10 protein-coding genes are annotated in these 12084 nt (G+C 73.3%); 5 read left to right on the top strand and 5 right to left on the bottom strand.

The genetic code is table 11. The annotated features are described in order from the left end of the window. Positions 1–55: 55 nt before the first annotated feature. Positions 56–610 (bottom strand): quercetin 2,3-dioxygenase, encoded by a 555-nt coding sequence (locus FHL80_RS23920; RefSeq protein ID WP_138735830.1) that lies wholly within the window; start codon positions 608–610, stop codon positions 56–58. Between the two features lie 128 nt (positions 611–738). On the opposite strand from FHL80_RS23920, the gene FHL80_RS23915 reads away from it, so the two are divergent. Then, positions 739–1500: a dihydrodipicolinate synthase family protein gene (locus FHL80_RS23915; RefSeq protein ID WP_216871010.1), complete on the top strand. Its 762-nt coding sequence runs from the start codon at positions 739–741 to the stop codon at positions 1498–1500. Positions 1501–1505: 5 nt separating this feature from the next. Here the strand turns inward: FHL80_RS23915 and FHL80_RS23910 are convergent, their stop codons facing one another. Further along, complete coding sequence (locus FHL80_RS23910; protein ID WP_216871009.1) at positions 1506–3224, bottom strand: IlvD/Edd family dehydratase; 1719 nt, start codon at positions 3222–3224, stop codon at positions 1506–1508. Between the two features lie 29 nt (positions 3225–3253). On the opposite strand from FHL80_RS23910, the gene FHL80_RS23905 reads away from it, so the two are divergent. After that, the gene (locus FHL80_RS23905) at positions 3254–4285 is read left to right on the top strand and encodes a zinc-dependent alcohol dehydrogenase (protein ID WP_138735827.1); all 1032 of its coding nucleotides are present in this window, start codon (positions 3254–3256) and stop codon (positions 4283–4285) included. 11 nt (positions 4286–4296) lie between these two features. On the opposite strand, the gene FHL80_RS23900 is transcribed toward FHL80_RS23905, so the two are convergent. The 3 genes from FHL80_RS23900 to FHL80_RS23890 form a co-directional block, all read right to left on the bottom strand. Next, positions 4297–5472, bottom strand: coding sequence for a glycoside hydrolase family 1 protein (locus tag FHL80_RS23900; protein ID WP_138735826.1), 1176 nt, complete (start codon positions 5470–5472; stop codon positions 4297–4299). Further along, on the bottom strand, positions 5469–6449 hold the full coding sequence (locus tag FHL80_RS23895; protein ID WP_138735825.1) for an alpha/beta hydrolase: 981 nt from the start codon (positions 6447–6449) through the stop codon (positions 5469–5471). Before FHL80_RS23895 ends, FHL80_RS23900 begins: the two co-directional genes overlap by 4 nt. Positions 6450–6552: 103 nt before the next feature. Next, positions 6553–7359 (bottom strand): IclR family transcriptional regulator, encoded by an 807-nt coding sequence (locus FHL80_RS23890; protein WP_246078924.1) that lies wholly within the window; start codon positions 7357–7359, stop codon positions 6553–6555. Positions 7360–7540: 181 nt separating this feature from the next. On the opposite strand from FHL80_RS23890, the gene FHL80_RS23885 reads away from it, so the two are divergent. The 3 genes from FHL80_RS23885 to FHL80_RS23875 form a co-directional block, all read left to right on the top strand. Next, positions 7541–9130 carry an ABC transporter substrate-binding protein gene (locus tag FHL80_RS23885; protein ID WP_138735824.1) on the top strand — a complete coding sequence of 530 codons (1590 nt, stop codon included), beginning with the start codon at positions 7541–7543 and terminating at the stop codon, positions 9128–9130. Positions 9131–9167: 37 nt separating this feature from the next. Continuing rightward, positions 9168–10109, top strand: coding sequence for an ABC transporter permease (locus tag FHL80_RS23880; RefSeq protein WP_138735823.1), 942 nt, complete (start codon positions 9168–9170; stop codon positions 10107–10109). Beyond that, on the top strand, positions 10106–12084 hold a 1979-nt coding region (locus tag FHL80_RS23875), incomplete at its 3' end, for a dipeptide/oligopeptide/nickel ABC transporter permease/ATP-binding protein (protein WP_138735822.1). The genes FHL80_RS23880 and FHL80_RS23875, both read left to right, overlap by 4 nt.

Below are 12084 nucleotides of genomic sequence, written 5' to 3'. Positions count from 1 at the left end.
CAGCGGAGCCGCGTGCGCCGGCGGGGGGAGGGGAAGGGCCGGCGTGGTCATCTGCTCAGGCGTCCGGCCACTCGAAGTCGCGCATGAACTGCATGTCGTGCTGCTGCGCGGCCGCCTGCATGCGCGGGAAGTCCGGGATGAACGGCGGCTGGTCCAGGCTCGTCGAGTCGGTCGGCGTCCCCATGTGCTGGAAGAACCGCTCGAAGCCGCCGGACAGGGTGCCCATCATCCGGGCTTGCTCGACGATCTGGTACGCGTGGGCGAAGCCGGCCGGCACGAAGCCGAAGTCGCCGGCGCTGAGCAGCTGGGACTGCTTGGTGCCCTCGGCGTCCTCGAAGAACAGCCGCACCTTGCCGTCGAGCACGTAGAAGGTCTCGTGCGTCGCGTTGTGCGAGTGGGTCGGGATGACGTCGCCGGCCGGGGACTCGCTGACGATGATCCCGAACTGGTTCTCGGTCTCGTCGCCGGACAGCAGCACGCTGAACACGTCGCCGAAGAGCTTGGCGTGCTCGCCCTCGCCGCGGCGGAGCACGTAGGGCTGCGGCTTGCCGGGCAGCACGCCCTTCCACCGCGGGCCCGTGGCGGGGTCGATCAGGTACTCGAAGCTCATGGGTGCTCCCGGATCAGGGGTCGAGGTCGACAGGTCGAGCTTCGGTGACGGCGGTCACCGGAGCCCAGACCGGTGCCATTGGGCGGCAACCATCCTCCGATCGCCGTTCCCGGGGCAGGATGGGCGGCATGGCCCTCTTCACCGGCGTCGGCGTCGCGCTCGTCACCCTCTTCACCGAGGACGGCGACCTGCAGGCCAAGGCCACCGCCGACCTCGCCGCGCAGCTGGCCGACCTCGGCGTCCGAGCCCTGCTCGTGAACGGGACGACGGGCGAGGCAGCCACCCTCACGCCGGAGGAGCGCGACGAGGTGGTCGGCGCGGTCCGCGCGGCCGCGCCCGCCTCCGTGCCGGTCATCGCCGGAACGGGAGCGGCGACCGGTCGTCGCGCCGCCGAGCTGACCGAGCGCGCCTTCGGCAGCGGCGCGGACGCCGTCCTGGTGCTCTCCCCGCCCGGTGTCGCCGACCCGCGCCGCTACTACGACCGGGTCGCGACACGTGCCACCGGACCGCTGCTGGCCTACCACTTCCCGGGCGCGTCGGCGCCGGGCATCCCGGTCGACGTGCTCCCCGACCTCCCGGTGGCCGGACTGAAGGACTCCTCGGGTGACGCCGCGCGGCTGCTGCACGAGCGCGAGGTCTTCACCGGTGACCTCTGGACCGGTGCGGCGAGCCTGCTGTCGCTGTGCGGTGCGGTGGGCGCGGCGGGAGGCCTGGTGGCGGCGGCGAACATCGCCCCGGAGGACTGCGCCGCGGCGTTCGCGGGGGACGGTGCCGCGCAGGTGCGCGTCGCTGCTCTGGACCGCGCCGCGTCGGTCGACTTCCCGGCCGGCTACAAGCGCGCCACGGCGGAGCGGTTCGGCACCTCTGCGGTCACCCGGGTGGGCGGCTGACGAGGTCAGTGCGACTCGCGACTGACCTGCGACCCGCTCGAGCCGACGAGGAAGTCCAGGTCGGCGCCGGTGTCGGCCTGCAGGACGTGGTCGACGTAGAGCCGCTCCCACCCGCGGCGCGGGGCCGCGAAGCCGGCCACGGTGGCCGGGTCCGGGGCCCGGGCGGCCAGCACGTCGGTGGGCACCTCGACGTCGATGCGCCGGGCCTCGACGTCGAGGCTGATCACGTCCCCGGTCCGGACCAGGGCGAGCGGGCCGCCGGCGGCGGCCTCCGGTGCCACGTGCAGGACGACGGTGCCGTAGGCGGTGCCGCTCATCCGCCCGTCGCAGACCCGGACCATGTCCCGCACCCCCTGCTCGAGCAGCTTCTTCGGCAGCGGCATGTTCGACACCTCGGGCATGCCGGGGTAGCCCCGGGGCCCGCAGCCGCGCAGCACGAGCACCGAGTCGGCGTCGACCTCGAGGTCCGGGTCGTCGATGCGGGCGGAGAAGTCCTCGATCGAGTCGAACACGACCGCCGGGCCGCGGTGGCGCATCAGGTGCGGCGAGGCCGCGGCCGGCTTGACGACCGCCCCGCGGGGGGCGAGGTTGCCGCGCAGGACGGCGATGCCGCCGTGCTCGACCAACGGCTCGCGGCGTGGCCGGATGACGTCGGTGTCCCAGATCGGTGCGTCGTCCAGGTACTCGACCAGCGGCTTCCCGGTGACGGTGAGCGCCGTCGGGTCGAGCAGGTCGCGGACCTCGGCCAGGACGGCGAGCAGCCCGCCGGCGCGGTGCAGGTCCTCCATCAGGAACCGGCCGGCCGGCAGCAGGTCGACCAGCACCGGCACCCCGGAGCCGATCCGGTCGAAGTCGTCGAGGGTCAGGTCGATGCCGAGCCGCCCGGCGATCGCCAGCAGGTGGACGACGGCGTTGGTGGACCCGCCGACGGCGGCCAGCGCCACGATCGCGTTGGCGAAGGACGCCTCGGTCAGGAAGGTGCTCGGCCGGCGGTCGGCGGCGACCATCTCCACGACCAGCCGGCCGGTGCCGTGCGCGGCCTTCAGCAGCCGGCTGTCCGCGGCCGGCGTCCCGGCGACGCCGGGCACCACGGTGCCGAGAGCCTCGGCGACGACGGCCATGGTGGAGGCGGTGCCCATCGTGTTGCAGTGCCCGCGGCTGCGGATCATCGCCGACTCCGACCGGGTGAACTCCGCCGCCGACAGCGTGCCCGCGCGGACCTCCTCCGACAGCCGGAACACGTCGGTGCCGCAGCCCAGCGGCACCCCACGGAAGGTGCCGGTGAGCATCGGGCCGCCGGGGACGACGACAGCGGGCAGGTCGACCGACGCGGCGGCCATGAGCAGCGACGGGATCGTCTTGTCGCACCCGCCGAGCAGCACCAGCCCGTCGACCGGGTTGGCGCGGAAGGCCTCCTCCATCTGCATCGCGGCGAGGTTCCGCCAGAGCATCGCCGTCGGCCGGACCTGGGTCTCGCCCAGGCCCATCACGGGCAGCTCCAGCGGCGTACCGCCGGCGGCGTGGACGCCGTCGCGCACCGCGGCGGCCACCTCGGACAGGTGCCGGTTGCACGGCACGAGGTCCGAGGCGGTGTTGGCGATGGCGATCTGCGGGCGCCCGAACGCGTCGTCCGGGGCGCCGCGGCGCATCCACGCCCGGTGGATGTAGGCGTTGCGGACGTCACCGGAGTACCACTGCGCGCTGCGGAGGGCCACGACCGTCATCCTGGCCCCGTGGCGGGAACGAGGTCCAGATGAGCGGGTCGACCATGCGCGCCTTCGTGCTGACCGGACCCGGGGAGGGCTCGGTGCAGGAGGTGCCCGTCCCGGTCGCCGCTCCGGGGGAGGTCGTCGTCGACGTCGAGCGGGTGGGCGTGTGCGGGACCGACGTCGAGCTGTTCACCGGCGAGCTCGCCTACCTGCACACCGGCCACTCCTCCTACCCGCTGCGGCCGGGGCACGAGTGGTGCGGCCGGGTCACGCAGGTCGGCGACGGAGTCGACGCGGCGTGGCTGGGCCGGCGGGTCATGGGCGACACGATGCTCGGCGACCAGGAGTGCCGCCCCTGCCGCCGGGGGCGGCAGCACGTGTGCGAGCACCGCCAGGAGGTCGGCATCCGGGGGGACCGGCCCGGGGCGCTGGCCGAGCAGCTCGCCGTCCCCGCCTGGTCGCTGCACGAGCTCCCGGATCCCGTCGACGAGGTCCTCGGCGCGCTCGTCGAGCCGGGCGGCAACGCCTGGCGCGCGGCGCACGCCGCGGAGGTCGAGGCGGGTGACCGGGCCCTCGTCATCGGCCCCGGGACGATCGGGCTGCTGACGGCGATGTTCCTGCGCGCGGCCGGCGCCGAGGTGCACCTGCTGGGCGTCACCGAGGCCTCGCTCGGCTTCGCCCGCGAGCTCGGCTTCGCCGGCGCCTGGCGCCGGGCGACGCTGCCGGACCTCCCGTTCGACTCCGTCGTCGACGCCTCCACCGCGGCCGGTTCGCCGGCGCTGGCCCTGGACCTGGTCGAGCCCGGCGGCCGGCTGGTGTGCATCGGCATCGCCGGTACGCCGAGCGCGGTGGACACCCGGACCCTGCTGCTCAAGGACGTCACCGCCGTCGGGGTCCTCTCCGGGTCCCCGGGGCTGGAGCCCACCATCGCCGCCTACGCGAGCAGCGCGGTGGACCCTCGGCCGCTGGTCGCCGCGACCGTCGGGCTCCACCGGGTCGCCGCCGTCCTGGCCGGCGAGCGGCCCGAGGGCGCGGGTCCGGGCCCGAAGGTCCACGTCGACCCGCGCCTCGGCTGACGCCGGTCGGCTCAGGCCAGGCCGTTGCGCTTCGCGACCTCTCCCAGCCAGGCCAGGCTGGGCTTCGGCGTCCGGACGAAGGTCTCCCGGTCGACGGCGACCAGGCCGAAGGTGGGCGCGAAGCCGAGCATCCACTCGAAGTTGTCCAGCAGGCTCCAGTGCACGTAACCGCGGACGTCGGCGCCCGCGTCGATCGCCGCGGACAGGCTCCGCAGCGCGTCGGTGGTGAACGCGATCCGGTCGGCGTCGTCGGCGGTGGCGATGCCGTTCTCGGTGACCAGCAGCGGGGTGTCCGGCAGCACCGAGGCGGCGTGGTTGATCGCCGCGCCGAGCGCCTCGGGGCGTCGCTCCATGCCGTGCGCCAGCGTCTGCCGGTCCGCCGGCGGGGCGATGAGCCCGTCGGGGCCGAACCGCTGGGCGGTGTAGATCTGCAGCCCGACCCAGTCGTCGCCGGCGGCGGCGGTCAGGAACTGGTCCATCATCGCGGCCCGCGCGGCCTGCAGCGGCTCCGCGCCGCCGCCCTCGTCGATGTACTCCAGCCCGACCAGCGTCATCCCGGCCGGCGGTGACCCGGCACCGCGGAGCACCTCCGTGCTGCGGTGGTGCAGGCCTATCAGCGCCTCCGCGACACCCTGGTCGGGCACCGGCAGGCCCTTGATCTCCTCGCCGCGGCGGGCCATCCCGCCGATCACCGGCTGGACGGCCATCAGGTTGGGCTCGTTGATCGTGGCGACGTACGCCGCGTCCTTCACCGCCGGCAGTGCCAGCTCGGTGAACCGGGCGATCCGGTCACCGGTCTTGGGGCCGGTCCAGCCGCCGTCGTGCATCAGCCAGCGCGGCATCGTGAAGTGCACGAGGGTGGCGATCGGGGTCAGCCCGCGGTCGCGGCAGCCGTCGACGATCCGCCGGTAGTGGTCCAGCGCGGCGCGGGAGAGCTCGCCCTCCTCGGGCTCGATCCGGCTCCACTCCAGGCTGAACCGGTAGGTGTCCAGCCCGGCCCCGGCGACCAGGTCGAGGTCTTCCTCCCACCGGTGCCACGAGTCGCAGGCGTCGCCGCTGGACTCGACGAACGGCGTGTGCTCGGCGTGCTCCATCACCCAGTGGTCGTTGTTGACGTTGCCGCCCTCGACCTGGTGCGCGGCGGTGGCGGTGCCCCACAGGAAGCCGTCGGGGAAGGTGGCGCTCATACGGGGACCTCCAGGGTCTGCGGGGAACGGGCGCCGGCGACGAGCTCGACCATCAGCGTGAGGGTGGAGTCGACCGGCTCGAGGTCGGGGCGGGTGTTCAGGAAGCCGTGCAGCATGCCGACGGCGGTGACCTGCCGGACGTCGACGCCGGCCAGCGCGCAGCGGGCGACGAAGTCCTCGCCCGACGGGCGCAGGTCGTCGTACTCGGCGTTGACGACCAGGGTCGGGCACAGCCCCTCGAGGACGGCGAGGGCGCCGAACGCGTAGCCGTCGGCCTTCGACAGCGGGCCGCCCAGGTAGTTGGTGTTGAAGAAGTCGGTGTCCTCCGGCCGGAACCGCAGGACAGGCGGCACCTCGGCCATCCTCGCGGCCTGCGACGCCGAGGCCGGAGGGAGCACGGAGTGCGCCACGGGGTAGATCGGCAGCAGCGCCGCCGGCGGTCGGCCGTCCTCGTCGCGCAGCTTCAGCGCCGCGCCGATGGCCAGGTTGCCGCCGGCACTGGCGCCGCCGAGGCAGAGCCGGGCCGGGTCGATGCCGAGCGTGTCGGCGTTGTCCCGGGTCCACCGGAAGGCCGCGACGACGTCGTCGTGCGGCACCGGGTAGTGCACCCCGCCGTGGCAGAGCCGGTAGTCGACGCTGACGACGACGGCACCGGCGCGGGCGGCCAGCTGCCGGGCGGTCCAGTCAGCCTCGGGCATGTCCAGGTCGCCGCCGAGGAACGCGCCGCCGTGCAGCCAGACCAGGCCGGGCCGGTCGGTGCCGTCGCCGTCGGGCAGGTAGACGCGTACCGGCACGGCGCCGTGTGGGCCCTCGACGGTCTCGTCCCGGGTCCGGACCTGCGGCGGTTGCGGTGCGCCGGTGATCGACATGAACTCGTCGAGCAGAGCCCGCTGCGCCGGGTCGGCCATCGCCTCCTCGAAGGAGGTGATGCCCTCGAGCAGGTGCAGCTTCGATGCGATGGCGGGATGGATCGGCACGGCGCTCCTCGGTGGTCGACGGCGTTGTCAGCGCGACCGCGAGCATGCGTGACGCCGCTCACCGTGATCAGCGCCGCTGCCGGCCAATGGCAGAGGAGTCCGGTCAGGCGGTGCCGGGTGCTCGGCGGAGACCAAGCCCGCGGGAGATGCCCCGGGCCGCCGTCCGGACAGCGGGGCCCAGCAGCCGCGGCTCGGCGTTCTCCGCCGGCACGACCACCGACAGCGCGGCGACGACGGTGCCCTGGGCGTCGTGCACCGGCGCGGCGACGCTCACGATCGGGCCCGGCGCGCCGCGCCGGAAGGTGGACAGTCCGTCGCGCCGTATCTCGGCCAGCGTGCGGCGCAGCGCGGCGGGGGAGACCGGCACGTTCTCCGGCTGGTGCATCAGCGACTGGCCCAGGATGCGCTCCTGGAACGCGGCCTCGGCGAAGGCGAGCAGCACCAGCCCGACCCCGGTGGAGTGCAGCGGCATCCGCCCGCCCGGCCGGTACAGCGCCGCCACCGCGCCGTGCGAGGAGAGCCGCTCGACCATCAGCGCCTCGTCGCCCTCCCGGACGGCGAGCAGCACGTGCTGCCGGGTCACCTCCTCCAGGTCGCCCATGAAGGGCAGCGCCACCTGGCGCAGTCCGTGTCCGCGCGGGGTGAGCGAGGCGACCTCCCACAGCCGCAGGCCGATCGAGAACCGCCCGGCTGCATCACGCTCGAGGGCGCCCCACTCCAGCAGCCGGCCCGCCAGCCGCAGCGCGGAGCTGGCCGGGATGCCGCTGCGCCGGCTGAGCTCGCTCAGCGTGAGGTAGGGGTGGGTGGCGTCGAAGGCGTCGAGGAGCGCCAGCGCGCGGTCGACCACCGGCTCGCCCTGGCTCGGGCGACGGCCGCGGACGCGGGTCTGGGCTGACACTTCTTCGGACATGGCCGGCGCTCCTCAAGATCGGCACTGAGGCGCAGGCCACAGTTGTCTTCCATTGGTCGGCATTGTGCCTGACGTCACCAGAGGGCCCACCGCATCGTTGCCGCCAACGCCGGGATCCCGGTGCGGCCGAGTCCCCGGCCGACATGACCCCTCCGTAACGAAGCGAAGGAGCCAGACCGGTATGAAGCTGTTCCGGACCCCCGAGGTGCAGACCCTGCGCCGCCACTCCCTGATGCGCACCGGGGTGGCCGTCCTGGCCGCCGGTGCGCTCACCTCGCTGGCCGCCTGCGGCGGCGGCAGTGGTGGTGGCGGCAGCAGCTCGAGCGCCTCCGACACGCTCACCATCGCCGTCGACTCAGACTCGGCTGCCACGGGCTACGACCCGCTGCTCTACGGGCAGGGCCAGATCCAGTTCTTCAGCGCCCTGTACGACCCGCTGTTCCTGACCGGGGCCGACGGCACCGTCACCCCGCGCCTGGCGACCGGCTTCACGAACAGCCCGGACAACCTGCAGACGACGCTGACCCTGGCCGACGGCGTGACGTTCACCGACGGCTCGACGCTGGACTCGACGCTGGTCAAGGGCAACCTGGACCGGCGCAGCGACCCCGACCTGGCCGGGTACCAGTCCTTCTCTGCCGGCAGCTCCACCGAGATCTCCGACGTCGCCGCCCCGGATCCGAAGACGGTCGTCATCACCTGGGCCGCGCCGCAGGCCAGCCCGGACAAGAACCTCGCCGACGAGCCCGGCGTCATCGTCGGCAAGGACGCGGTGGCCGACCCCGACTCGCTGGCCACCACGCCGGACGGGTCCGGGCCGTACACGCTCGACGAGGGCAAGACGACCCGGGGCAGCTCGTACACGCTGACCAAGAAGGACGACGCGTGGAACGCGGATGACTTCGCCTTCGACACCGTCGTCTACAAGCCGATCATCGAGGACCAGGCGCTGGCCAACGCCGTCGTCTCGGGCCAGGCCGACGTCGCGCTGCAGCTGGGGTCCAGCACCATCGACCTGGTCTCCTCCAAGCGCGACATCGTCAAGGTCGGCGGCACGATCGTGGGCTTCCCCGTGGCCGACAAGACCGGCGTCACGAACCCGGCGTTCGCCAAGGTCGAGGTCCGCCAGGCGCTGTCCTACGCCATCGACCGGGAGTCCCTGGTCAAGGACCTGCACCCGGGCGCCCGGGCGACCGCGCAGCTGTTCCCCGAGTCGGCCACCGGGTTCGACCCGGCGCTGGACGAGCAGTATGCCTACGACCCGGCCAAGGCCAAGCAGCTGCTGGCCGACGCCGGCTACCCGGACGGCTTCGAGATCAACCAGACCGTGGGCGGTCAGCCGAGCGACGACCAGATCGCGATCCAGAAGCAGTGGGCCGCGATCGGGGTGACGCTCAACTTCGTCACCGCGACGTCCACCGATGCCATCTTCGCCGCGGCGGCCACCGAGCCGATGCTGTTCGGGCCCTTCGCGGTCGGGGACAACCCGGCCGGCTTCGTGGCCGGTGTGGTCGTCGGCGGGTTCGTGAACCTGCAGAAGGCCAGTGACCCGCAGATCGAGCAGGCGCTGGGCGCGGCTCTCGGCGCAACCGGTGACGCCCAGACGGGCGCGCTGAAGGACCTCAACGACGCGATCACCAACCAGGGTTGGTACATCCCGGTCTACGAGGACTTCACCTACATGGGCTACAACGGCGACAAGGTGAGCAAGCCCTCCTTCGCCGGCACCAACGGCTGGTTCGTGCTGTCCGAGATCAAGCCGTCCGCCTGATCCTCGCCTGACCAGCCGCTCCCGGAAGGGGAACGACATGCTCGCCTACCTCGCCCGTCGGCTCGCGCTGGCAGTGGTCACGGTGCTGGCTGCCGTGCTGATCAGCTTCCTGCTGGTGCACGCCACGGACGGCAGTCCCGGCGCCATCGTGCTCGGACCCGGCGCCACGCCTGCCGAGATCGCCGCCAAGAACACCGAGCTCGGCTGGGACCGGCCGCTGGTCACCCAGTTCTTCGACTACCTGGGCCACCTGGTCCGCGGTGACCTGGGCAGGTCGATCATCGACAGCCGGTCCATCGGGCAGGACCTGGGCACCCGGCTGCCGGTCACCGGCTTCATCGCGCTGTTCGCCACGCTGCTGTCCGGCATCGTGGGCGTCGTCCTCGGTGTGACCGCCGCAGTCCGCGGCGGCCGGTTCGGCGCCTTCATCACCTCCAGCAGCGGCGTCGCGCTGTCCCTGCCGGCGTTCTGGGTCGGCATCCTCTTCGTCTACGTGCTCTCCATCTCTCTCGGCTGGCTGCCGGCCACCGGCTACGTCGCCTTCGCCGACTCACCGGTCGACTGGGCCAAGAGCCTGCTGCTGCCGGTGCTCGCGCTCACCGTCGGCGGCGCGGCGATCGTCGCCCGCACCGCCAACGCCGGGATGCGTGACGCCCTCCAGGCCGAGCACATCCGCACGCTCCGCGCGGTCGGGACGCCGGCCTGGCGGATCCGCTACGTCCACGCCCTCCGATCGACCAGCGTGCCGGTCGTCGCGGTGCTCGGCATCCAGTTCATCGCGCTCTTCGGCGGGTCGGTGATCATCGAGAACCTCTTCGCGCTGCCCGGTCTCGGCCAAGCCAGCCAGGCCGCGGTCACGTCCCACGACTTCCCCGCCCTGATCGGCGTCGTCATCGTCGCGACCGTGGTGGTCGTCGTCACGAACCTGCTGCTCGACCTGGTGGTCGCGGCGCTGGACCCGAAGGTGCGTACCGCATGAGCGTGTTGCCCCTGGACGCTGCTGACGATGCCTCGACCGAGGTCGTCCCGCCGGCCCAGCGCCGCCGCGGGCTGCCCGCGGCGCTGCGTCGTCCGGGCCCCCTGGTCGCCCTCGGCTGGCTGCTGCTGGTCGTCCTGCTGTCGTTCACCGCGCCGCTCTGGCGGCCCTACGACATCAACGAGCAGGACCTGGCCAACCGGCTGGCGCTGCCCTCGGGTGCGCACTGGCTGGGCACCGATCCGCTCGGTCGGGACCTGCTGAGTCGCATCTTCACCGCCGGCGCGCAGCCGCTGCTCGCCGCCGCGCTCACCGTGCTCGTCGCCTTCGGCATCGGCATCCCGCTCGCGCTGATCGCCGCCGAGCGCGGCCGCCGGGTCGAGCAGGTGATCAGCCGCAGCACCGAGATCCTGATGGCGTTGCCGTCGACGATCATCCTGTTGGCCGTCATCGGCGTCATCGGCGTGAAGACCTACATCGTGATGGCGATCCTCGGCGTGCTGATCTCCGCCGCCGTCTACCGGATCATGCTCGGCGTCGCCCAGTCGGTGCGCCAGCGGCTGTACGTCGACGCTGCCCGGGTCAACGGCCTGGGCTCGTTCCGGGTCAACACCGTGCACGTGCTGCCGGCGATGGCCACGGTCGTCGCCGTCCAGGCCGCGCAGCTGTTCGGCATCGCGATCCTGATCAACGCCGGCCTGGCGTTCCTCGGCTTCGGGCCGGCCGAGCCGAACCCCAGCTGGGGGATCATGATCCAGGACGCCTCGGGGCACGTGTACGACGCGCCCTGGCTCCTCGTGCCCACCGGTGTCGTGCTCGCGCTCACCGTCGTGGCGGCGAACGTGCTGGCCGACGCCCTGGCCGGCAAGGCCGCCCACGTGAAGGACCCCGCCCGCGCCCGGAGGACGGCGCCGGTGCGGGTCGTCGACGGGACGCCGGCCGACCCTGCCGCGGTGCTCGAGGTCCGCGATCTGACCGTGTCGGTCGACGACGGCCCGCAGCTGGTCAGCGACGTCTCGTTCACCCTGCAGCCCGGCCGGGTGCTCGGACTGGTCGGCGAGTCCGGCTGCGGCAAGACGATGACCGCCCGCTCGCTGCTGGGTCTCCTGCCGGACGGCGTCTCCGTCTCCGGCGGGTCGATCCTCTGGCAGGGCAGGGACCTGGTGGGCCTCAGCGAGAAGCAGGCCAACGCCGTCCGCGGCCGGGAGATCGCGATGATCTCCCAGGAGCCGATGGTCGCCCTGGACCCGATGTTCTCCGTCGCCTACCAGCTGATCGGCCCGATCCGCCGGTTCCGCGGCGTCGGCCGGCGGGAAGCCCGGCAGGTCGCCGCGCAGCTGCTCCGCCAGGTCGGGATCGTGGACGCCGACCGGGTGCTGAAGAGCTACCCGCACCAGCTGTCCGGTGGCATGGCGCAGCGGGTGTGCATCGCGCTGGCGCTGACCGGCCAGCCGCAGCTGCTGATCGCCGACGAGCCGACCACCGCCCTGGACGTGACGGTGCAGGCGGAGATCCTCAGCCTGCTCCGCGCGCTGGTCCGGGACACCGGTCTCTCGGTGGTGATCGTCAGCCACGACCTGGGTGTGGTCGCCGACATCTGCGACGACGTGGTGGTCATGTACGCCGGCCAGGTCGTGGAGTCCGGGCGCACCGCGCCGGTGCTCGACGACGCCGCGCACCCGTACACGATGGCCCTGCTCGGGGCGAACCCGCACGTGCCCGACGGCGTGCCCATGCCGACCCGGCTGGCCTCGATCGCCGGCACCGTCCCCGCCCCCGGTTCCTGGCCGACCGGCTGCCGGTTCGCCGGCCGCTGCCAGTTCACCCAGGACAAGTGCACGCGGCCGTTCCCGGCGCTCCCGGCGCACGGCGACGGCTCGGTGCTGTGCATCCGCGTGAACGAGGTCCACGACGCCGGCGTCCGCTGGCACGCCGAGCCGGTCGGTGCCGAGACCGCTGCAGCTGAGCCCGCCCAGCC

The sequence above is a fragment of the Modestobacter excelsi genome (genome assembly GCF_005930495.1).
GTDB lineage: Bacteria > Actinomycetota > Actinomycetes > Mycobacteriales > Geodermatophilaceae > Modestobacter > Modestobacter excelsi.
This window is presented reverse-complemented; position numbering and strand designations above follow the sequence as displayed.